Source organism: Streptomyces sp. NPDC047525 (assembly GCF_040643025.1).
In the GTDB taxonomy this organism is placed as follows: domain Bacteria; phylum Actinomycetota; class Actinomycetes; order Streptomycetales; family Streptomycetaceae; genus Streptomyces; species Streptomyces durmitorensis.
In genome coordinates this window covers 12,285-34,299 of record NZ_JBEYTL010000019.1, presented here as the reverse complement: position 1 = coordinate 34,299, position 22,015 = coordinate 12,285, and the positions used below count along the sequence as shown (strand labels likewise).

The following is a 22,015-nucleotide window of genomic DNA, read 5'->3' as shown; positions in this document are numbered from 1 at the left end:
GACCATGGACTGGAGCCACTACCGCTTCCGCAGTGTCTGGAACGTGCCCGCACCGCCCTGTGACGTGTACGCCGTCCTCGAACGCGCCGAGGACTATCCGGCGTGGTGGCCCCAGGTGCGTGAGGTGACCCCCGTGGACGAGCGCAGCGGCACCGCGCGCTTCCGCTCCCTCCTGCCGTACGACCTGTTCGTCACCGGCGAGGAGCGGCTCCGCGACCCGGAGGCCGGGGTCCTGGAGATCGCGATGACCGGGGATCTGGAGGGCTGGGCGCGCTGGACCGTCACGGCTGTGCCGGGCGGGACGCAGGCGGTCTACGACCAGGAAGTGGTGGTGCGCAAACCGCTGATGCGGCGCCTCGCCGTGCCCGGGAGACCCGTCTTCCTCCTCAACCACGCGCTGATGATGCGTGCGGGCGAGCGAGGCCTGAAGGAGCACCTCGGAGGGGACTTGAGGGGCGACTGAGGGTTCTCGCGGAAGCGGTTTGAAGGAAACCCGCGAAGACCTGTATTGTTCAGTCCGTTCCCGGGCGATTAGCTCAGTGGGAGAGCGCTTCGTTCACACCGAAGAGGTCACTGGTTCGAACCCAGTATCGCCCACCCGGAGAATGCCGGTCCGTCACCGACGGACCGGTTTTTTCATGCCCGCACCGTATGGACGGTCAGGCTGCCGCAGGCATTTCGGGCCGCAGCGGCCAGGCCGGATCCACGGCCTCCGGTGTACCGCTGCGCGCGAACCAGGCCTGCAGACCGCGCGCCTGCGCCGCGTGCCACACCGCTTGGAGCGCGTGCAGCTCGGCAGGCGAGAGCCGTTCGAGCCGGGACGCGAAACGCTGACCCACGGCACGCACGACATCCAGCGCGGCCTGCGCGTCGGCCGCCGCGTCGTGCGCCTCGTCCAGTTCCACCGCGTAGTGCGCGCACAGATCGGTCAGGGTGCGGCGGCCCTTGCGGTAACGGTCGAGCTGCTTGTCCAGGACCCGCGGATCCAGGACGCACAGCGGCGAGCCCGCCATGTAGTGGCTGAGCGACGACGCGCGGTGCCTGCGCAACTCCCGGTCCAGGATCGTCAGATCGAACGGTGCGTTCATGACGACGATGGGGCGGCCCGCCGCACCCTGTTCCGCCAGTTCCCTCGCTATCTCCTCCATCACCGGCGCGGGCCAGCGGCCGTTGTGCTGGAGATGTTCCTCCGTCAGGCCGTGCACCGCGGTGGCGCCCGCGGGCACGGGAACGCCCGGGTTCACCAGCCAGCGAGTGATGCGCGGGCGGGTGCCCGCTCCTTGCTGGACGACGACGGCGGCCGACACAATGCGGTCGGTCTCGACGTCGACGCCCGTGGTCTCCGTGTCGAATGCGGCCAAGGGCCCCTCGTACCAGCACGTCATAGTGACGCAACTCCTCGATCATGTCCGGCAGATGGCTTTCCTCCCCTGCCCACACCGGTGATACCCGGGCCGTTTGCGCTGTACGCGGCCCGGAGACAACAGAGGTACAGGGCTTGGGAATTGACCGGCCCGAAGCGGGGATTCACTGGTTCGGAAGGCTCGTTGCACATGGCGCTCGCGCAGCCCGAAAAGGGTGGGCTGCTGCCCGAGCGGATCGCACCGCCGCGCGGCACACTCGCCACCACCGCCTGCATGGAGACCCTTCAGGTGGGTTATCTGCACGCCGTCGCCGCCGCGGCGGGGTGCTCGCTCTCGCAGCCCTTCCCGGACAACGGAATCGACTGGCACGTCAGCCACAGCGCCCCCGGGCACACGGTCGACGACGAAGTCACCATCAAGGTGCAGCTCAAGTGCACGTACCAGATACCGCCGAACCCCCCGGGCGCCGCCTTCTCCTTCACGCTCGACAACCCGCACCTGGAGAAGCTCGCCCGCACCCCGGTCTCGGTGCACAAGATCCTGGTCGTGATGCTCGTGCCCCGGTCGCAGGACGACTGGCTGCGCGCGAGCCATGACCGGCTCGACCTGCGGCACTGCTGCTACTGGACCAACCTCGCCGGACACCAGGTGACCGGCCGGCGCAGGACCACCGTGCGCGTCCCGACCTCGCGGATCTTCGACGACAGGGCCCTCTGCGAGATCATGACGCGGGTCGGGACGGGAGGGAGACCCTGATGCACCGCCCGATCGAAGAGCCGCTACGTTCCGTTCGCCCGCACCCCGTTGAAGCCGCGGGCGCCTGGGCCGATCCGCTGGGTCCGCTCGACCCTTCGCAGGTCGACCCCGCCGTGCTCGGCGCGCTGCTCGACCGGCACGGCTGGCACCGGCGCGGGGGAGCGGCGGGGCGCTACGCCCGCTGGACCCCTCCGGGGCCAGGCGGTGGCGGCACGAGTCTGCTCGTGCCGGAGAGCAGGGCCTTCCCCGACTGCGAGGACCTGCTGGGCGAGGCGCTCACCGCGCTGTCGCGCAGTGCGTCGCCGTCCGCGCGTGACGTGCTCGTCGGGCTCACCGTGCCCAGCGACGAGATCCGCTGGTGGCGGGATGTCCCGCTGGGCCCCGCGGGCGCCGCGACCTGGACGGCGGAGGAACAACTGCGGGCGGCGGCACGGCAGATGCTGCTCGCGGGAGCTCTCGCGGCGCGCGGGCGTGCCGGGTACTACGGGGCGCGGCACCGCGGGCCCGCCGCCGCTTCCCTGGAGAGCGTCCTGGTCGGGCCCGCTCCCGGCGGGCGGCAGCTCACCGCGTTCGTGCCCGTCCTGACCGGGCGCCTGATCGCGGTGCGGCTGCACCAGGCGCTGTACGCGGTCCGCGAGGCCGTCGACTACCAACGCGCCACCGGCGGCATGGACGCCTTCGACGGCGCCGTGGAGGCGGGCGTCAGCCATGAGCTGACCGAGGCCGTCGTGGCCCTGGTGCGGGGCACGGAAGGGGCACGGATCGCCGTGGAGTGGGCGCCGGCCGCGGGGGTGCCCGAGGGGTGCGCCGTCGACGCGGAGCCCGTCGAGTTCTCGCCCGGTGACCTGACGGTGCTGCGGGAGGCGAGCGCCCGCTATCTGCGGGACGAGCCCGCGATGCCGGTGCGGATCACGGGGACCGTGGTGCGGATGCGGCGGTCGGGGCCGCGGGGTGAGGGCACCGTGCGGGTGCGGGTGCTCGCCGGGGCGGACGTCCCCCACGTACGCATGACCCTCGACGAGGAGTCGTACCGCATCGCGGGCCATGCCCACCTCGTGGGGCTGCCGATCCGGGTGCACGGGCGCCTGGAGAGCCGGGGCGGGTTCCGGCGGCTCACCGGGGCCTGTGGAGTGGTGCCGGTGCAGGTGGACGACGCGGAGAAGGACCGCCTGATGAAGTCCCTCCAGGAGAATCTCGACTTCTTCGAGGAGGCGTGCAGCGGCGACTAGGGGCGTCTGGGGCGGGTGCGGCCGGGGCCGGGGAGACAACCGTTTCGCGATGGGCGCCCCCGGCTCGGTACGATTCGTTTCGCGCGCAGGAGCAGATCTGCCGCGACCCCCTTCAGGTAGGAGAAGACCGGTGTCAGACGTCCGTGTGATCATCCAACGCGATTCCGAGCGGGAAGAGCGCGTGGTGACGACGGGCACTACGGCCGCCGAACTCTTCGCCGGTGAGCGCACCATCGTCGCCGCCCGTGTGGCCGGCGAGCTGAAGGACCTCGCGTACGCCGTGCAGGACGGCGAGGAGGTCGAGCCGGTCGAGATCTCCTCCGAGGACGGCCTGAACATCCTGCGCCACTCCACCGCGCACGTGATGGCGCAGGCCGTGCAGGAGCTCTTCCCGGACGCCAAGCTGGGCATCGGCCCGCCGGTCCAGAACGGCTTCTACTACGACTTCGACGTCGAGAAGCCGTTCACGCCCGAGGATCTCAAGGCCATCGAGAAGAAGATGCAGGAGATCCAGAAGCGCGGTCAGCGCTTCTCGCGCCGCGTCGTCACCGACGAGGCCGCCCGCGAGGAGCTCGCCGACGAGCCGTACAAGCTGGAGCTCATCGGCATCAAGGGCTCCGCGTCCAGTGACGACGGCGCGGACGTCGAGGTGGGCGGCGGCGAGCTGACCATCTACGACAACCTCGACCCGAAGACCGGCGACCTGTGCTGGAAGGACCTCTGCCGCGGTCCCCACCTGCCCACCACCCGGAACATCCCGGCGTTCAAGCTGATGCGCAACGCGGCGGCGTACTGGCGCGGCAGCGAGAAGAACCCGATGCTCCAGCGCATCTACGGCACCGCGTGGCCCACCAAGGACGAGCTCAAGGCGCACCTGGAGTTCCTCGCCGAGGCCGAGAAGCGCGACCACCGCAAGCTCGGCAGCGAGCTGGACCTCTTCTCCATCCCGGAGCAGATCGGCTCGGGCCTCGCGGTCTTCCACCCCAAGGGCGGCATCATCCGCCGGGTCATGGAGGACTACTCGCGGCGCCGCCACGAGGAGGAGGGGTACGAGTTCGTCTACACCCCGCACGCCACGAAGGGGAAGCTCTTCGAGACCTCGGGCCACCTGGACTGGTACGCCGACGGCATGTACCCGCCCATGCAGCTCGACGAGGGCGTGGACTACTACCTCAAGCCCATGAACTGCCCGATGCACAACCTGATCTTCGATGCGCGCGGGCGTTCGTACCGTGAACTGCCGCTGCGTCTCTTCGAGTTCGGCACGGTGTACCGGTACGAGAAGTCCGGCGTCGTGCACGGTCTGACCCGTGCCCGCGGCTTCACCCAGGACGACGCGCACATCTACTGCACCAAGGAGCAGATGGCGGAGGAGCTCGACAAGACGCTCACCTTCGTCCTGAACCTCCTTCGCGACTACGGCCTGACCGACTTCTACCTGGAGCTGTCCACCAAGGACCCGGAGAAGTTCGTCGGCTCGGACGAGGTCTGGGAAGAGGCCACCGCGACGCTGCAGCAGGTCGCAGAGAAGCAGGGTCTCCCGCTGGTCCCCGACCCGGGCGGCGCCGCCTTCTACGGCCCGAAGATCTCCGTGCAGTGCAAGGACGCCATCGGCCGCACCTGGCAGATGTCGACCGTGCAGCTGGACTTCAACCTGCCGGAGCGCTTCAACCTCGAGTACACCTCGCCGGACGGCACCAAGCAGCGTCCGGTGATGATCCACCGCGCGCTCTTCGGGTCCATCGAGCGGTTCTTCGCGGTGCTCCTGGAGCACTACGCGGGCGCGATGCCGCCGTGGCTGGCCCCGGTCCAGGCGGTGGGCATCCCCGTCGGGGACGCGCACATCCCGTACCTCCAGGAGTTCGCGGCCGAGGCCAAGAAGAAGGGCCTGCGGGTCGAGGTGGACGCCTCGTCGGACCGCATGCAGAAGAAGATCAGGACGCAGCAGAAGCTGAAGGTCCCGTTCATGATCATCGTCGGTGACGACGACATGAACGCGGGCACGATCTCCTTCCGCTACCGCGACGGCTCGCAGGAGAACGGCATCCCGCGCGACCAGGCGCTCGCCAAGCTCCTCGACGTGGTGGAGCGTCGCGAGCAGGTGTGATCCGTCCCCGCCCGCGCGGGGGTCAGGCCCTCGGGACGTTCACCGTCCCGGGGGCCTCTCGTCGTCCTCCCGGGCGAACACCTGAAGCAGCCACGACGAGAACGCTCCCGTCACCGCGCCGAGCAGCGCGAGGCCGCAGAGCATCACGCCGACCGCGATCAGCCGCCCCAGCGGTGTCACGGGCGTCTCGTCGCCGTAGCCCACGGTCGCGAGTGTGGCCGATGCCCACCAGGCCGCGTCCCCGAACGTGTGGATCGTGGCGCCCCGCGCCCCGTGCTCCTGCTGGTAGACGGCGAGCGCCCCGGTGAAGCCGAGGAGCAGCGCCGAGAGACCGGCGTACGTGACCACGCGCGCGTGCAGGGCCAGACGCGGCTTCCCGTGCCTGCGCTGGACCGCTTCGTAGACGTGCACGACGCGCAGCGGCCGCAGCAGGGGCAGGACGAGGACGAGGGTGTCCAGCGCGTGCGAACGTACGAAGCGCAGTCCCTGCCCGCTCAGCCGCCACCGCACCGCGTAGTCCACGGCGAACGCGGCCCAGGCCGCGAAGATCACCGCGAGACAGGCGCCGCGCCCTGCCCCGGGCAGCCCGGAGGTCAGGACCAGCACCGCGTACGCGGCCAGGTAGAGCAGCGCCGCCACGGCCAGCGGCGCCTCCGTGCGGTTCTCCCAGCGTGCCTGACGGCTGTCATGGGTCATCTGCACAGCTTCGCGGTGCTGGGCCCGGCGGGCGCCCCGCCGACACGCTTCGATCGGGCTAAGTCATATGCTGCACTGCATGACGAGTGAGCCGGAGCAGCAGATCGGAGTGGGGACGCAGGATGCGTTCCAGCGCCTGTGGACGCCCCACCGGATGGCGTACATCCAGGGCGAGAACAAGCCGAGCGGTCCGGGCGCCGAAGACGGCTGTCCCTTCTGCTCCATCCCGGCCAAATCCGACGAGGACGGTCTGGTCGTCGCGCGCGGCGAGCAGGTGTACGCGGTGCTCAACCTCTACCCGTACAACGGCGGCCACTTGATGGTCGTGCCCTACCGCCACGTCGCCGACTACACGGAGCTGACCGCCCTCGAGACGGCCGAGCTCGCCGAGTTCACCAAGCAGGCCATGACGGCGCTGCGCGCCGCGTCCGGGGCGCACGGCTTCAACATCGGCATGAACCAGGGCACGGTGGCGGGGGCCGGCATCGCCGCGCATCTGCACCAGCACCTCGTGCCGCGCTGGGGCGGGGACACGAACTTCATGCCGGTCGTCGGCCACACGAAGGTGCTGCCGCAGCTGCTCGCGGACACCCGCAAGATGCTGGCCGACGCCTGGCCCGCCGCGCGCTAGGGCGCCTCACGCGTCGTACACGTCCGCCTTCCTCGGCATCGGGTCCTGGACCAGTCCGCTGAGGAGGCCGGAGCGGTTGCCGAACTTCTCCGTGTCGACGCCGTTCTCCTCGAGCACCTTGATGGCCGCCGAGTGCACCACGCGCAGCACCGGTGTGGCCGCGCGCAGGGCGTCGTCGGCCATGAAGCGGTGCCGCCAGGGCTTGTCCGCCCAGGCGTGCCGCAGGCCGAAGGGCTCGGGCAGGACCAGCTTGCCGCCGAGGTGGTCCAGGATCGGCGGATACCACGTGAAGGGGGCGCGCACCGCGAGGCGTACGACCTCGTCGGCGTCGACCAGCGGCAGTTTGCGCTCGGTGGTCTCCCAGAACTTGATGGGCTTGGAGACCTTCTTCACCTTGGGGTCGGGCTTGCTGGTGAACAGCGAGTGGACCGGTCCGAGCGCGTGGCCGGTGACCTCGATGCGCAGCGTCTCGTGCAGGACGGTCACCGTGATCAGCATCGTGATGACCAACTGGCCGTCCCACAGCGTGAACTGGACCCCCAGATAGTGCCGGTTGCCGCTGCCGAACTGCTGCTCGTTGCAGATCCGCTGTATCTCGTGGCCGCGGACCTGGAAGGCCTCGACCTCCGTGCCGCTGGGGCGCGAGACCGCCTTCGCGTTCTCCCCGATGGGGGAGACGATCCAGTGCTTTATCGAGGGCGTCGGGAAGCCGCCGGTGTGCAGCGGGCCGCGCTCCAGGAGGCGCAGCTGGTCGTGCACCGCGCGTATGACGTCCCAGCTGCGGAACGGGTGGATCTCCGTGCCTTCCTTGCTGGAGACCAGCTCCTCGGCGAGCTGCCAGCTGCCCCAGCGCGTGCCCATGCCCAGTATTCCCTTGGGGCCGGCGTAGAAGACCGAGTTGCTCTGCTGCTCGGCCGACAGGCGTGCGAGGCCCTGCCGGAGCTGCTCGGCCGCCGTCTCACCCGGGCTGCCCGGCACCGCCTCGGGGATCTTGGCGCCGATGCCCCCGCCGGAGAGCAGGCTCCCCCAGCGGTCGCGCAGGTCCCTCGCGGTGCGCTCGGCGATCATCTTGGCCCAGAACCAGCCCAGTACGGGGACGACGATCGCCGCGCGGATGTACCACCCGAGGAGGCCGTCGACCGGCAGCTTCACGAGGAAGATCACGGCGAGGACGCCCACGGCGACCATGGCGGCCGTGGCGATCGCGCTTGCCCGCTTGTTGTCCTGCTTGACGACCGCCTGCTTGATCGTGAAGAGCAGCAGCCAGACGAGCAGTCCGGGCAGGAAGAGCAGCCCGCACAGCACCATCACGACGGTGAGCCAGCGGTCGCGCTCCTTGCGGATGTTGTTCGCGGCGAGGCAGTGCTCGACGATCGACTGCGGTTCCATGCCGAAGGACTGGATGAGCGGCTTGCGGGCGCCGCCCAGCATCCGCACCTGCACGGCCCGCGCGAACGCCTCGCCCAGATTCGGCGCGAAGAGCGACCAAAGGCCGTCCTTCACCTCGGACTTGTGCCATTCGTTGTTGGCGTCGAGGATCTTCGTGGCCTTGTCGTCGCGGTACGCGGCCGACGCCAGGGCGTGGGTCGCCGCCGTCTGCCCCGCGGCCCCGGACAACGGGACCTGGGCCCCGGGCCTGAAGTCGAATACGTCATCCGCCACTGCCGCCCCCAACGCCGCAAAACCTTCGCTGCTGCGGCTCTTCCCGACTTCCCTGCCCGGCACACCTGTTGATCAGGTCATCAGCGTATCGGTGTGCACGGACATCCGGCAGGGCGCATCCGGTGCACCCTGCCGGATCCGTTCAACTAGGAGACGTCCTGGGCCTGTTCACGGATCCTCTCGGAGAGCTGCGGCGGCATCGGCTCATGGCGTGCGTACGTCCGGCTGAAGCGTGCGGTGCCCTGCGACAGGGACCGCAGGTCCACGGCGTACCGCCCGATCTCGATCTCGGGCACCTCGGCCCGTACGAGCGTGCGCCCGCCGGGCGCCTGCTCGGTCCCGACCACCCGGCCGCGGCGCCCCGAGAGGTCGCTCATCACCGCGCCCACATGGTCGTCGGCGACCAGGACCCGCACCTCGGCCACCGGCTCCAGGAGATGGATCCTGGCCTCGGCCGATGCCTCGCGCAGGGCGAGCGCGCCCGCCGTCTGGAACGCGGCGTCGGAGGAGTCCACCGAGTGCGCCTTGCCGTCGAGCAGCGTGATCCGTACGTCGATGAGGGGGTAGCCGGCGGCCACGCCCCGCGCGGCCTGCGCGCGCACGCCCTTCTCGACGGACGGGATGAACTGCCGGGGCACGGCGCCGCCCACGACCTTGTCGACGAACTCGATGCCGCTGCCGCCCGGCAGCGGTTCGACCTCGATCTCGCAGATCGCGTACTGGCCGTGGCCGCCGGACTGCTTCACATGACGGCCGCGTCCCCCCGACTTGCCCGCGAACGTCTCCCGGAGGGAGACCTTGTGGGTCACGACGTCGACCTGCACGCCGTACCGGCTGCGCAGCCGTTCCAGGGCGACGTCCGCGTGGGCCTCGCCCAGGCACCACAGGACCACCTGGTGGGTGTCCTGGTTCTGTTCCAGGCGCATCGTCGGGTCCTCGGCGACCAGGCGCGAGAGTCCCTGGGAGAGCTTGTCCTCGTCCGCCTTGCTGTGCGCCTGGATGGCGAGCGGCAGGAGCGGGTCGGGCATGTCCCAGGGCTCCATCAGGAGCGGGTTGTCCTTGGCCGAGAGGGTGTCGCCCGTCTCGGCGCGGTTCAGCTTGGCGACGCAGGCCAGATCACCCGCGATGCAGCGGGTGAGCGTGCGCTGCTGCTTGCCGAAGGGGGAGGAGAGGGCTCCGACGCGCTCGTCGACGTCGTGGTCCTCGTGGCCGCGGTCGGCCAGACCGTGCCCGGAGACGTGCACGGTCTCGTCGGGGCGCAGGGTGCCGGAGAAGACGCGTACGAGCGAGACGCGCCCCACGTAGGGATCGGAAGCGGTCTTCACGACCTCGGCGACCAGCGGCCCGTCGGGGTCGCAGGTGAGCGCGGGCCGCGGCTTGCCGTCCGGTGTGGTGACGGAGGGCGCCGGGTGCTCCAGGGGGGTGGGGAAGCCGCCCGTGATCAGTTCGAGGAGCTCCACCGTGCCGATGCCCTGCCGGGCGCCCTCGGCCGCGGGCGCCGCCGCGAGGACGGGGTGGAAGATGCCGCGCGCCACGGCCCGTTCCAGGTCGTCCACGAGCGTCTTGAAGTCGATGTCCTCGCCGCCGAGATAGCGGTCCATGAGGGACTCGTCCTCGCTCTCGGCGATGATCCCCTCGATCAGTTTGTTGCGTGCGTCCTCGATGAGCGGGAGCTGGTCGTCGCCTGGTTCGGACTCCTTGCGCTCGCCGGACGCGTAGTCGAAGATCCGCTGCGAGAGCAGCCCGACCAGGCCGGTCACCGGTGCGTGCCCGTCAGGCCCCTCGGTGCCGTGCAGCGGCAGGTACAGCGGGAGCACGGCGTCGGGATCGTCGGCCCCGAACGCGTCGGCGCAGGTCCGCGTCATGTCACTGAAGTCGGCGCGGGCCGCCTCCAGGTGCGTCACCACGATGGCCCGCGGCATGCCGACCGCCGCGCACTCCTCCCACACCATGCGGGTCGCGCCGGTGATGCCTTCTCTGCCCTCGGCCGCCGAAACGACGAAAAGGGCCGCGTCCGCCGCGCGCAGACCGGCCCGCAACTCGCCGACGAAATCGGCGTACCCGGGGGTGTCCAGAAGATTGATCTTGAAGCCGCCCCATTCGACGGGGACCAGGGACAGCTGCACCGAGCGCTGCTGACGGTGCTCGATGTCGTCGTAGTCGGAGACGGCGGTGCCGTCCTCCACGCGGCCCGCGCGGTTCACCGCCCCCGCGGTCAGCGCGAGGGCCTCCACCAGAGTCGTCTTGCCCGATCCGCTGTGGCCGACCAGCACCACATTCCGTACGGACGCGGGGTGGTCGGCCGCTGTAGCCCTGCCGGCGGCTCCGGGGTGTGCGTTCGCCTTGTCGCCCATGCCTTGGCCTCCCGGTCACGTGCACGGTGAGGAGGCACCGCCCCCTCGGGGATGCTGGCTGCTCGCGGACATGCGGGGCCGTGTGCGGGTCGGCTCCGGCGACGCCCGCGGTGCTTTCGAGCTTTCCACTCGGGTCACTGTGCGTCCATACGTCGTACGCGATCGTGAGGGGGCGAGCCGGTCCGTCAAGGGCGTGACTACGATGGGCCAGCCGGTGGCCAACAGGGCCGCGCGGCTCACCGACCCCTCGGGAAGGCCATGCTGAACAAGTACGCGCGTGCATTCTTCACGCGTGTTCTCACACCGTTCGCCGCGTTTCTCATCCGTCGCGGCGTGAGCCCCGACGCGGTCACGTTCATCGGCACCGCCGGTGTGGTGGCGGGCGCGCTGGTCTTCTTCCCCCGCGGAGAGTTCTTCTGGGGCACGATCGTCATCACGCTCTTCGTGTTCTCCGACCTCGTCGACGGGAACATGGCGCGGCAGCTGGGGCGCTCGAGCCGCTGGGGAGCCTTCCTCGACTCGACGCTCGACCGGGTGGCCGACAGCGCGATCTTCGGTGGCCTGGCGCTCTGGTACGCGGGCTCCGGCGACAACAACGTCCTGTGCGCCGTCTCCATCTTCTGCCTGGCCAGCGGCCAGGTGGTCTCGTACACGAAGGCGCGCGGCGAGGCGATCGGCCTGCCCGTCGCCGTCAACGGCCTGGTGGAACGCGCCGAGCGCCTGGTGATCTCGCTGGTCGCCGCGGGCCTGGCGGGACTGCACAAGTTCGGGGTCCCCGGCATCGACGTCCTGCTGCCCATCGCCCTGTGGATCGTCGCCGTCGGCAGCCTCGTCACGCTCGTCCAGCGCGTCGTGACCGTGCGCAAGGAGGCCGCCGAGGCGGACGCGGCCACGCAGGCCGCCCCGGCCCAGGGCAGTGAGGCCACGTCGTGAAGGACCGACTGACCGACGCGCTCTACGGAGCCGCATGGAGCACGGTCAAGAAGCTCCCCGAACCGGTGGCGGTGCGGCTGGGCCGGACCATCGCCGACGCCGTGTGGAAGCGGCGCGGCAAGGGCGTCCTGCGCCTGGAGGCCAACTACGCGCGCGTGGTGCCCGACGCGAGCCCGGAGCGCCTCGCCGAACTGTCCAGGGCGGGCATGCGCTCGTACCTGCGCTACTGGATGGAGTCGTTCCGGCTGCCGTCCTGGAGCAAGGAGCGCATCAAGGCAGGCGTCGACATCAAGGACCTCCACCACCTGACGGACGGCCTCGCCTCCGACAAGGGCGTCATTCTTGCCCTTCCGCACCTGGGCAACTGGGACCTGGCGGGCGCGTGGGTCACCACGAAGCTCGAGACGCCGTTCACGACGGTCGCCGAGCGGCTCAAGCCCGAGACGCTGTACGACCGCTTCGTCGCCTACCGCGAGGGCCTGGGCATGGAGGTCCTGCCGCACGAGGGCGGCTCCGCGTTCGGCACCCTGGCGCGGCGCCTGCGCGCGGGCGGCCTGATCTGCCTCGTCGCGGACCGTGACCTCTCGGCGTCCGGCGTCGAGGTGAAGTTCTTCGGGGACACCGCGCGGATGCCCGCAGGGCCCGCGATCCTCGCGCAGCAGACGGGGGCGCTGCTGCTGCCCGTCACCCTCTGGTATGACGAGTCGCCTGTCATGAAGGGGCGTGTGCACGCCCCCCTTGATGTCCCCGAGACAGGTACCCGCACGGAGAAGACGTCTGTCATGACGCAGGCGCTGGCAGACGCCTTCGCCACGGGTATCGCCGACCATCCGGAGGACTGGCACATGCTGCAGCGCTTGTGGCTCGCTGATCTCGACCCCGCGAAGGGGCCCGCCGACGGTTCCGGGCACCCCGCCGAGGGGACCACCCCGTGAGGATCGGCATCGTCTGCCCCTACTCGTGGGACGTGCCGGGCGGCGTCCAGTTCCACATCCGCGACCTCGCGGAGCATCTGATCCGCCTCGGGCACGAGGTGTCCGTCCTGGCCCCGGCGGACGACGAGACCCCCCTTCCGCCGTACGTCGTGTCGGCGGGCCGCGCCGTTCCCGTTCCGTACAACGGCTCGGTGGCCCGGCTCAACTTCGGGTTCCTCTCGGCCGCGCGGGTGCGGCGCTGGCTGCACGACGGCACCTTCGACGTCATCCACATCCACGAGCCGACCTCGCCCTCCCTGGGGCTGCTCACGTGCTGGGCGGCGCAGGGCCCGATCGTCGCGACGTTCCACACGTCCAACCCGCGCTCGCGGGCGATGATCGCGGCGTACCCGATCCTGCAGCCCGCCCTGGAGAAGATCAGCGCGCGCATCGCCGTGAGCGAGTACGCGCGCCGCACGCTCGTCGAGCACCTGGGCGGCGACGCGGTCGTCATCCCGAACGGCGTGGACGTCGACTTCTTCACCAAGGTCGAGCCCAAGACGGAGTGGCAGGGCGGCACGATCGGCTTCATCGGCCGCATCGACGAGCCGCGCAAGGGTCTTCCGGTGCTGATGAAGGCGCTGCCGAAGATCCTCGCCGAGCGCCCCGACACCCGGCTGCTCGTCGCGGGCCGCGGCGACGAGCACGAGGCCGTCTCCTCGCTGCCCGTCGAGATGCGCGAACGCGTGGAGTTCCTCGGCATGGTCAGCGACGAGGACAAGGCGCGGCTCCTGCGCAGCGTGGACGTGTACGTCGCTCCCAACACCGGGGGCGAGAGCTTCGGGATCATCCTGGTCGAGGCACTGTCGGCGGGCGCACCCGTCCTGGCCAGCGATCTGGACGCCTTCGCGCAGGTCCTCGACCAGGGCGCCGCCGGCGACCTGTTCACCAACGAGGACGCGGACTCGCTGGCCGCCGCGGCGCTGCGGCTCCTGGGCGACCCCGAGCGCCGCGAGGAGCTGCGGGAGCGCGGCAGCAAGCACGTGCGCCGCTTCGACTGGTCGACGGTGGGCGCCGACATCCTCTCGGTGTACGAGACGGTGGCGGACGGCGCGGCGGCGGTGGCCGCCGATGAACGCTCAAGCCTCCGGTCACGCTTCGGGCTCGCACGGGACTGACCGCTTTGGGGGCTCCCCGTCAGCGGGACGGGGAGCCCGGCACACAGGACCAGGGAGCCCGGCGGTGAGCGGGCGCCGCCGATGCGACTAGCCTTCCCCCGGTGACCTCGACACTGATCTGGATCGCGGTAGCCCTCTTCGCGATCGGCCTCTACCTGAGCTGGACCGCGGGCCGGCTCGACCGGCTGCACGCACGCATCGACGCGGCCCGCGCCGCTCTCGACGCCCAGCTGCTGCGCCGTGCCTCGGTCGCCCAGGAGCTGGCCACCTCAGGGGTGCTCGACCCCGCGGCCTCCATCGTGCTCTACGAAGCGGCGCACGCGGCCCGGCAGGCGGAAGAGGAGCACCGCGAAGTCGCCGAGAGCGAGCTCAGCCAGGCGCTGCGCGCGATCTTCGGCGAGGTGCAGCAGGTCGAGGCGGTGCGCGAGGCCCCGGGCGGCGACGAGGCGGCGACCGAACTGGCCGCGGCCGTGCGCCGGGTGCCGATGGCCCGGCGCTTCCACAACGACGCCGTACGCGCGGCCCGTGCCCTGCGCAGGCATCGCACGGTCCGCTGGTTCCGCCTCGCGGGTCACGCGCCGTTCCCGATGGCCTTCGAGATGGACGACGAGCCGCCGGTCGCGCTGGCCGACCGCGCGACGACCTAGGGTCACCGGACGCCGCTGACCAGGGATCTTCGGGCCGCTGACCAGGGGCGTCCGGGAAAAATGAGCCACGGGTCGTCTATTGGCCCTTGCTGTGGACTGGTCGCCGGGAGTTTCCTCGTAGACGCAGTAACCCGTCTTCAGCGAGCGAGGTCAACTCCGTGTCCAGCACCCTCCCCAGCAGCAACCAGTCGCCCGAGACCGGCACCGCGCGCGTCAAGCGCGGCATGGCCGAGCAGCTCAAGGGCGGCGTCATCATGGACGTCGTCAACGCCGAGCAGGCGAAGATAGCCGAGGACGCCGGCGCGGTGGCCGTCATGGCGCTGGAGCGGGTTCCCGCCGACATCCGCAAGGACGGCGGCGTGGCCCGGATGTCCGACCCGAACATGATCGAAGAGATCATCGAGGCCGTCTCCATCCCCGTCATGGCCAAGTCCCGCATCGGCCACTTCGTCGAGGCCCAGGTGCTCCAGTCCCTCGGCGTCGACTACATCGACGAGTCCGAGGTCCTGACCCCGGCCGACGAGGTCAACCACAGCGACAAGTTCGCCTTCACGACCCCGTTCGTGTGTGGCGCCACCAACCTGGGCGAGGCCCTGCGCCGCATCGCCGAGGGCGCGGCCATGATCCGCTCCAAGGGTGAGGCCGGCACCGGCAACGTCGTCGAGGCCGTGCGCCACCTGCGCCAGATCAAGAACGAGATCGCCAAGCTGCGCGGCTTCGACAACAACGAGCTGTACGCCGCCGCCAAGGACCTGCGCGCCCCGTACGAGCTGGTCAAGGAGGTCTCCGAGCTGGGCAAGCTGCCGGTGGTCCTCTTCTCGGCCGGTGGCGTCGCCACCCCGGCCGACGCCGCTCTGATGCGCCAGCTCGGCGCCGAGGGCGTCTTCGTCGGCTCCGGCATCTTCAAGTCGGGCGACCCGGCCGCGCGCGCAGCCGCCATCGTGAAGGCCACCACCTTCTACGACGACCCCAAGATCATCGCGGACGCTTCCCGCAACCTCGGCGAGGCCATGGTCGGCATCAACTGCGACACCCTCCCCGAGGCCGAGCGCTACGCCAACCGCGGCTGGTAAGGCACCACGCAGATGACTGACACCCCTGTAGTCGGCGTCCTGGCACTCCAGGGCGACGTACGGGAACACTTGATCGCCCTGGCCTCGGCGGACGCCGTGGCCAGGCCGGTCAGGCGTCCCGAAGAGCTGGCCGACGTGGACGGCCTGGTCATCCCCGGCGGTGAGTCCACCACCATCTCCAAACTGGCGGCCCTGTTCGGCCTGTTGGAGCCCCTGCGCGCCCGCGTGCGTGCCGGTATGCCGGTCTACGGCACCTGTGCGGGCATGATCATGCTCGCCGACAAGATCCTGGATCCGCGCTCGGAGCAGGAGACCTTCGGCGGCATCGACATGATCGTGCGCCGCAACGCCTTCGGGCGGCAGAACGAGTCCTTCGAGGCGGCCGTCGCGATCGCCGGCATCGACGGCGACCCCGTGGAGGGCGTCTTCATCCGCGCCCCCTGGGTCGAGTCGGTCGGCGCGAGCGTCGAGGTGCTCGCCGAGCACGAGGGTCACATCGTCGCCGTGCGCCAGGGCAACGCGCTCGCCACGTCGTTCCACCCCGAGCTGACGGGCGACCATCGCATGCACGAGCTGTTCGTGGGGATGGTGCGGGGGCACGCGGCGGCGGGATCCTAGTAGGATCTCTGCGTTCGTACAGTTGGGTAACGCGAAGGAGACAGGCAGATGTCCGGCCACTCTAAATGGGCTACGACGAAGCACAAGAAGGCCGTGATTGACGCCAAGCGCGGCAAGCTCTTCGCGAAGATGATCAAGAACATCGAGGTCGCGGCCCGCACGGGCGGCGCCGATGTGTCCGGTAACCCGACCCTCTTCGACGCCATCCAGAAGGCCAAGAAGAGTTCGGTCCCGAACAAGAACATCGACTCCGCGGTCAAGCGCGGCGCCGGTCTCGAAGCCGGTGGCGCCGAGTACGAGACGATCATGTACGAGGGCTACGGCCCGAACGGCGTCGCGGTGCTCATCGAGTGCCTCACCGACAACCGCAACCGCGCGGCCTCGGACGTACGCGTCGCGATGACCCGCAACGGCGGCTCCATGGCCGACCCGGGCTCCGTCTCGTACCTCTTCAACCGCAAGGGTGTCGTGATCGTCCCCAAGGGCGAGCTGTCCGAGGACGACGTCCTCGGCGCGGTCCTCGACGCGGGCGCCGAAGAGGTCAACGACCTCGGCGAGTCCTTCGAGGTGCTCAGCGAGGCCACCGACCTGGTCGCGGTCCGCACCTCGCTCCAGGACGCGGGCATCGACTACGACTCGGCCGACGCCAACTTCGTCCCGACCATGCAGGTCGAGCTGGACGAGGACGGCGCGCGGAAGATCTTCAAGCTGATCGACGCGCTCGAGGACAGCGACGACGTCCAGAACGTCTTCGCCAACTTCGACGTGAGCGACGAGGTCATGGAGAAGGTCGACGCGTAACGCTGTCGCGAGCTGAGCAGTTTCGGCGGGCCGGGTGGGACACACGTCCACCGGCCCGCCGCTGTTGTCGGTGGCAGCGGATAGCCTGGCGTGAAGTTCGAAGATCGCCGCGGTGACGAGGGGAGGGCGCGCATGCGCGTACTGGGGGTGGACCCCGGGCTGACCCGGTGCGGCGTGGGCGTCGTCGACGGGGTCGCCGGGCGGCAGCTGACCATGCGCGCCGTCGGTGTCGTCCGGACGCCGCCGGACGCCGAGTTGGGCCACCGCCTGGTCGCCATCGAGCAGGGCATCGAGCAGTGGCTCGACGAGCACGACCCCGAAGTCCTCGCCGTGGAGCGGGTGTTCAGCCAGCACAACGTGCGTACGGTCATGGGCACCGCCCAGGCGAGCGCCGTGGCCATGCTCTGCGCGTCGCGCCGCGGCATCCCCGTCGCCCTGCACACCCCCAGCGAGGTCAAGGCCGCCGTCACCGGCAGCGGCCGCGCCGACAAGGCGCAGGTCGGAGCGATGGTCACCCGCCTCCTGCGGCTCGACGCACCGCCCAGGCCCGCCGACGCGGCGGACGCCCTCGCCCTCGCCATCTGTCACATCTGGCGCGCCCCCGCGCAGAACCGCCTCCAGCAGGCGGTGGCCCAGAACCGTCTCCAGCAGGCCGCAGCCCTGCACGCATCGAAGACCGCACCAGCACAGAAAGGCCGTACCGCATGATCGCCTTCGTCAGCGGCCCCGTCGCCGCCCTCGCCCCCGATGCAGCGGTGGTCGAGGTGGGCGGTGTCGGCATGGCCGTCCAGTGCACGCCGAACACGCTCTCCACCCTGCGCCTCGGTCAGCAGGCCAAGCTCGCCACCTCCCTGGTCGTCCGCGAGGACTCCCTGACTCTGTACGGCTTCGCGGACGACGACGAGCGCCAGACCTTCGAGCTCCTGCAGACCGCCAGCGGCGTCGGACCCCGCCTCGCGCAGGCCATGCTCGCCGTGCACAGCCCGGACGCCCTGCGCCGCGCGGTCGCCACCGGCGACGAGAAGGCGCTCACCGCGGTCCCGGGCATCGGCAAGAAGGGCGCCCAGAAGCTGCTCCTGGAGTACAAGGACCGTCTCGGCGAGCCCCTCGGCACCGGCGGCGGCCCCGCGATCGGCACGCCGGTCACCTCCGGCTGGAGCGACCAGCTGCACGCGGCGCTCATCGGCCTTGGCTATGCGACGCGCGAGGCCGACGAAGCCGTCGCCGCCGTCACCCCGCAGGCCGAGGCGTCCGAGAAGCCGCAGGTGGGCCAGCTCCTCAAGGCCGCGCTCCAGACGCTGAACCGCACCCGCTAGCCCGCACCCGCCAGCCCCCTGCCCCTGACGCCCTGACCACCAGAACCACATCGCGAGGCGAGCTCATGAACTGGGACGAGACGACCGACGACGCGACCGCCGCACCCGGCGCGGCCGAGCGGCTCGTGGGTGCGTCCGCCGACGGCGAGGACCAGGCGGTCGAGGCCGCCCTTCGCCCCAAGGACCTGGGCGAGTTCATCGGCCAGGAGAAGGTCCGCGAGCAGCTCGACCTCGTCCTGCGCGCGGCCCGCGCACGCGGCGCCACCGCCGACCACGTCCTGCTCTCCGGCGCCCCCGGCCTCGGCAAGACCACCCTCTCGATGATCATCGCGGCCGAGATGGGCGCCCCGATCCGCATCACCAGCGGCCCGGCCATCCAGCACGCGGGCGACCTCGCGGCGATCCTCTCCTCCCTCCAGGAGGGAGAGGTCCTCTTCCTCGACGAGATCCACCGGATGTCCCGGCCCGCCGAGGAGATGCTCTACATGGCGATGGAGGACTTCCGCGTCGACGTCATCGTCGGCAAGGGCCCCGGCGCCACGGCCATCCCGCTGGAACTGCCGCCCTTCACCCTGGTCGGCGCCACCACCCGGGCGGGTCTGCTGCCGCCGCCGCTGCGTGACCGCTTCGGCTTCACCGCGCACATGGAGTTCTACGAACCGGCCGAGCTGGAGCGGGTCGTCCATCGCTCCGCCCAGCTGCTCGACGTGGAGATCGACCCTCTGGGCGCCGCCGAGATCGCGGGACGCTCGCGCGGCACGCCCCGTATCGCCAACCGCCTGCTGCGCCGCGTCCGGGACTATGCGCAGGTCAAGGCCGACGGCGTGATCAACAGGGACATCGCGGGCGCGGCCCTCAAGGTCTACGAGGTGGACGCCCGCGGCCTGGACCGCCTCGACCGCGCCGTCCTCGAAGCCCTGCTCAAGCTCTTCGGCGGCGGGCCCGTGGGCCTGTCGACGCTCGCGGTCGCCGTGGGGGAGGAGCGCGAGACGGTCGAGGAGGTCGCCGAGCCCTTCCTGGTGCGGGAGGGACTGCTCGCGCGCACCCCCCGCGGCCGGGTCGGGACGCCCGCCGCATGGGCGCATCTCGGCCTTGTTCCACCACGGCAGGCGGGCGGAATCGGACAAGGGGACCTGTTCGGGGCGTGACGGCGCGCGTAGTGGAACGGTCAGGAACTGCGGTGCCATGCTGAGCGTTGTTCCTTAGGTGCGGACTCGCTTAGACTCCGCCGATGCCGCCCTTGTGGGCGGCGTGCCCACCCCCGTCCATCAGGCCGCTTATCTGCGCGGTCATGCGAAGGAAACTCCGTCCCGTGAATATCGTGACCCTCCTCCCCTTCATCGTGCTCATCGGGGCCATGTTCCTGATGACGCGCTCCGCCAAGAAGAAGCAGCAGGCGGCCGCGCAGATGCGCAATGAGATGCAGCCCGGCACCGGCATCCGCACGATCGGGGGCATGTACGCCACCGTCAAGGAGGTTCACGACGACGCCGTCCTCCTTGAGGTGGCTCCTGGTGTGCACGCGTTCTACGCGAAGAACTCCGTGGGCGCCGTCCTGGACGACGACGAGTACAACCGCATCGTCCACGGCACGAGCGAAGACCTGAAGTCGGACAACCCCGTCGTCCCGGACGACGCCTCCTCCCTGACCGAGACCGACGAGCCCGCCGCCGGCGCTTCCGACGACTCGCCCATCGACCTCGGCAAGAAGGACGCGGACAGCGCCCCCGAGGCCGACGACGCCGAGCCGAAGAAGACCGACGGCGAGTCCGACACGAAGTAACCACCACCGGGGTCCGTGGGGCGCGCCGCTCGCGCTGCCACGGCCCCCTCAGTGCGTGGGTTTCGTGACGGGTCTCGACACCATTCATGGCCGCCCAACCTGGGAACTCCCCGCTCAGCGAGGGGGGCAGTGCACCGGACGCCGGGCGGTTGGACAGGGAGAACGAGAAGGTGGCAGCACCTAAGAAGGGCCGAAGGCAGAGCGCCCCGGGCAAGCCGGGCCGCTCTTTGGCTTTCATCCTGATCGCCCTCGTGGCGCTCACCGGGGGGATGTTCCTTTCCGGGAACACCACGCCTCGCCTCGGCATCGACCTCGCCGGCGGCACGAGCATCACGCTCCAGGCGAAGAACGAGCCCGGCCAGAAGAACGCGATCAACCCGACCAACATGAACACCGCGGTCAGCATCATCAACAACCGCGTCAATGGTCTGGGTGTGTCCGAGGCCGAGGTGCAGACCCAGGGCGAAGACAACATCATCGTCAACATCCCCAAGGGCACGAACGAGAAGCAGGCGCGCGAGCAGGTCGGCACGACCGCTCAGCTCTACTTCCGTCCCGTCCTGACGGTGGCCAGCGGTGAGCCCACCCCCGAGCCGTCCGCCAGTTCGTCCGGCAAGGACAAGGACAAGGACAAGGCGGACCCGGACAAGGCGACCGAGAAGGGCGACGACAAGGCGTCGTCGACCCCGACCGCCTCCGACTCGCCCACCTCCCAGGGCCGCGCCGTCACCGACGGCCTGAAGGCCGACGCGACGCCGACCCCGAAGGCCTCGGACAAGGGCAGCGACAAGGACGACAAGGCGTCGCCGACCCCCACCCCGTCGGCCGACCCGGCCACCGCGGCGCTGCAGAAGAAGTTCACCGAGCTGGACTGCACCGACAAGGCGCAGCGCGGCAAGGTCGGCGACGGCATCAAGCCGTCCGAGCAGACCGTGGCCTGTGGCAAGAACAACGCGGGGCAGTGGGAGAAGTACGTCCTCGGTCCGGCCGAGCTGAACGGCAAGGACGTCGACGACGCCAAGGCCACGATCAACCAGCAGAGCGGTGCCTGGGTCGTCAACATGGACTTCACGAGCGGTGGCTCGAAGAAGTTCTCGAAGACGACCAGCAAGCTCTCGCAGCAGCAGCCGCCCATGAACCAGTTCGCCATCGTCCTCGACGGCGAGGTGGCCTCGGCCCCCAGCGTCAACACGACGCTGAGCGCGAACGCCGAGATCTCCGGCAGCTTCACCCAGGAGTCGGCCCAGGACCTGGCCAACATCCTGTCGTACGGCGCGCTGCCGCTGACCTTCCACGAGCAGAGCGTCACCACCGTCAGCCCGGCGCTCGGCGGCGAGCAGCTGCACGCCGGTCTGATCGCGGGAGCCATCGGCCTCGCGCTCGTCATCATCTACCTGGTGGTCTACTACCGCGGCCTCTCGCTGATCGCCATCGCGAGCCTCCTGGTCTCGGCAGCCCTGACGTACACCCTGATGACGCTGCTCGGCCCGGCCATCTCCTTCACCCTGAACCTGCCCGCGGTGTGTGGTGCGATCGTTGCGATCGGCATCACGGCGGACTCGTTCATCGTGTTCTTCGAACGGGTCAGGGACGAGATCAGGGAGGGGCGTACCCTGCGTCCCGCCGTCGAGCGCGCCTGGCCGCGCGCCCGGCGCACCATCCTGGTCTCCGACTTCGTGTCGTTCCTCGCGGCCGCGGTGCTCTTCATCGTCACGGTCGGCAAGGTCCAGGGCTTCGCGTTCACGCTCGGCCTGACCACGCTGCTCGACGTCGTGGTGGTGTTCTTCTTCACCAAGCCGCTGATGACCCTGATGGCGCGCAAGAAGTTCTTCGCGAACGGCCACAAGTGGTCCGGCCTCGACCCGAAGCGCCTCGGCGCCAAGCCGCCGCTGCGCCGCACCCGCCGTGCCACTGGTTCTGCCGCTGGCCCTGTCGACCCGAAGGAGGCGTGAG

At 70.3% G+C, this 22,015-nt stretch carries 21 protein-coding genes and 1 tRNA gene; 18 read left to right on the top strand and 4 right to left on the bottom strand.

The window, feature by feature from the left end; translation table 11 throughout:
• Window positions 1–4: 4 nt before the first annotated feature.
• Window positions 5–463 carry an SRPBCC family protein gene (locus ABZ833_RS37560; protein WP_361056821.1) on the top strand — a complete coding sequence of 153 codons (459 nt, stop codon included), beginning with the start codon at window positions 5–7 and terminating at the stop codon, window positions 461–463.
• A 62-nt stretch (window positions 464–525) separates the two neighbouring features.
• Window positions 526–597 (top strand) — tRNA-Val (locus ABZ833_RS37555).
• A 62-nt stretch (window positions 598–659) separates the two neighbouring features.
• Here ABZ833_RS37555 and ABZ833_RS37550 read toward each other — a convergent pair.
• Window positions 660–1,385 carry a 3'-5' exonuclease gene (locus tag ABZ833_RS37550; protein WP_361056818.1) on the bottom strand — a complete coding sequence of 242 codons (726 nt, stop codon included), beginning with the start codon at window positions 1,383–1,385 and terminating at the stop codon, window positions 660–662.
• Window positions 1,386–1,553: 168 nt separating this feature from the next.
• Here ABZ833_RS37550 and ABZ833_RS37545 point away from each other — a divergent pair, with 168 nt between their 5' ends.
• From ABZ833_RS37545 to thrS, 3 genes are all read left to right on the top strand, one after another.
• Entirely contained in the window at window positions 1,554–2,120 is a 567-nt protein-coding gene (locus ABZ833_RS37545) for a DUF4365 domain-containing protein (RefSeq protein ID WP_361056815.1), read from the top strand.
• Window positions 2,117–3,349, top strand: coding sequence for a hypothetical protein (locus ABZ833_RS37540; protein WP_361057147.1), 1,233 nt, complete (start codon window positions 2,117–2,119; stop codon window positions 3,347–3,349). The genes ABZ833_RS37545 and ABZ833_RS37540 overlap by 4 nt, the downstream gene beginning before the upstream one ends.
• A gap of 130 nt (window positions 3,350–3,479) precedes the next feature.
• Window positions 3,480–5,456, top strand: a complete 1,977-nt coding sequence (thrS, locus tag ABZ833_RS37535) for a threonine--tRNA ligase (protein WP_361056812.1) — start codon at window positions 3,480–3,482, stop codon at window positions 5,454–5,456.
• Window positions 5,457–5,495: 39 nt separating this feature from the next.
• On the opposite strand, the gene ABZ833_RS37530 is transcribed toward thrS, so the two are convergent.
• A complete protein-coding gene (locus ABZ833_RS37530; RefSeq protein ID WP_361056809.1) occupies window positions 5,496–6,152 on the bottom strand; it encodes a potassium channel family protein in 657 nt (218 codons plus the stop codon).
• A 67-nt stretch (window positions 6,153–6,219) separates the two neighbouring features.
• Here ABZ833_RS37530 and ABZ833_RS37525 point away from each other — a divergent pair, with 67 nt between their 5' ends.
• On the top strand, window positions 6,220–6,783 hold the full coding sequence (locus tag ABZ833_RS37525) for an HIT domain-containing protein (protein WP_361056806.1): 564 nt from the start codon (window positions 6,220–6,222) through the stop codon (window positions 6,781–6,783).
• Window positions 6,784–6,789: 6 nt separating this feature from the next.
• Here the strand turns inward: ABZ833_RS37525 and ABZ833_RS37520 are convergent, their stop codons facing one another.
• Together ABZ833_RS37520 and ABZ833_RS37515 are read right to left on the bottom strand one after the other, a co-directional pair.
• Window positions 6,790–8,457: a hypothetical protein gene (locus ABZ833_RS37520; RefSeq protein WP_361056803.1), complete on the bottom strand. Its 1,668-nt coding sequence runs from the start codon at window positions 8,455–8,457 to the stop codon at window positions 6,790–6,792.
• Window positions 8,458–8,591: 134 nt separating this feature from the next.
• Complete coding sequence (locus ABZ833_RS37515; RefSeq protein ID WP_361056800.1) at window positions 8,592–10,799, bottom strand: elongation factor G-like protein EF-G2; 2,208 nt, start codon at window positions 10,797–10,799, stop codon at window positions 8,592–8,594.
• A gap of 258 nt (window positions 10,800–11,057) precedes the next feature.
• Between ABZ833_RS37515 and pgsA the strand changes: the two genes are divergently transcribed.
• From pgsA to secD, 12 genes are all read left to right on the top strand, one after another.
• Window positions 11,058–11,732, top strand: a complete 675-nt coding sequence (pgsA, locus tag ABZ833_RS37510) for a phosphatidylinositol phosphate synthase (RefSeq protein ID WP_361056797.1) — start codon at window positions 11,058–11,060, stop codon at window positions 11,730–11,732.
• Window positions 11,729–12,667, top strand: a complete 939-nt coding sequence (locus ABZ833_RS37505; protein WP_361056794.1) for a phosphatidylinositol mannoside acyltransferase — start codon at window positions 11,729–11,731, stop codon at window positions 12,665–12,667. The genes pgsA and ABZ833_RS37505 overlap by 4 nt, the downstream gene beginning before the upstream one ends.
• The gene (locus ABZ833_RS37500; protein WP_361056791.1) at window positions 12,664–13,824 is read left to right on the top strand and encodes a glycosyltransferase family 4 protein; all 1,161 of its coding nucleotides are present in this window, start codon (window positions 12,664–12,666) and stop codon (window positions 13,822–13,824) included. Before ABZ833_RS37505 ends, ABZ833_RS37500 begins: the two co-directional genes overlap by 4 nt.
• Before the next feature lie 101 nt (window positions 13,825–13,925).
• Complete coding sequence (locus ABZ833_RS37495) at window positions 13,926–14,471, top strand: hypothetical protein (RefSeq protein WP_361056788.1); 546 nt, start codon at window positions 13,926–13,928, stop codon at window positions 14,469–14,471.
• Window positions 14,472–14,629: 158 nt separating this feature from the next.
• Complete coding sequence (gene pdxS / locus ABZ833_RS37490; protein ID WP_160503800.1) at window positions 14,630–15,544, top strand: pyridoxal 5'-phosphate synthase lyase subunit PdxS; 915 nt, start codon at window positions 14,630–14,632, stop codon at window positions 15,542–15,544.
• A gap of 12 nt (window positions 15,545–15,556) precedes the next feature.
• Window positions 15,557–16,162, top strand: a complete 606-nt coding sequence (gene pdxT / locus ABZ833_RS37485; RefSeq protein WP_361056785.1) for a pyridoxal 5'-phosphate synthase glutaminase subunit PdxT — start codon at window positions 15,557–15,559, stop codon at window positions 16,160–16,162.
• Between the two features lie 48 nt (window positions 16,163–16,210).
• Window positions 16,211–16,963: a YebC/PmpR family DNA-binding transcriptional regulator gene (locus ABZ833_RS37480; protein ID WP_249591103.1), complete on the top strand. Its 753-nt coding sequence runs from the start codon at window positions 16,211–16,213 to the stop codon at window positions 16,961–16,963.
• 132 nt (window positions 16,964–17,095) lie between these two features.
• Window positions 17,096–17,671 carry a crossover junction endodeoxyribonuclease RuvC gene (gene ruvC, locus ABZ833_RS37475; RefSeq protein ID WP_361056782.1) on the top strand — a complete coding sequence of 192 codons (576 nt, stop codon included), beginning with the start codon at window positions 17,096–17,098 and terminating at the stop codon, window positions 17,669–17,671.
• Entirely contained in the window at window positions 17,668–18,279 is a 612-nt protein-coding gene (gene ruvA, locus ABZ833_RS37470; RefSeq protein WP_361056779.1) for a Holliday junction branch migration protein RuvA, read from the top strand. Before ruvC ends, ruvA begins: the two co-directional genes overlap by 4 nt.
• A gap of 65 nt (window positions 18,280–18,344) precedes the next feature.
• Window positions 18,345–19,427, top strand: a complete 1,083-nt coding sequence (ruvB, locus tag ABZ833_RS37465) for a Holliday junction branch migration DNA helicase RuvB (protein WP_361056776.1) — start codon at window positions 18,345–18,347, stop codon at window positions 19,425–19,427.
• Window positions 19,428–19,591: 164 nt separating this feature from the next.
• A complete protein-coding gene (gene yajC / locus ABZ833_RS37460) occupies window positions 19,592–20,062 on the top strand; it encodes a preprotein translocase subunit YajC (protein ID WP_361056773.1) in 471 nt (156 codons plus the stop codon).
• Window positions 20,063–20,232: 170 nt separating this feature from the next.
• Window positions 20,233–22,014, top strand: coding sequence for a protein translocase subunit SecD (secD, locus tag ABZ833_RS37455; RefSeq protein WP_361056770.1), 1,782 nt, complete (start codon window positions 20,233–20,235; stop codon window positions 22,012–22,014).
• Window position 22,015: the final 1 nt, after the last annotated feature.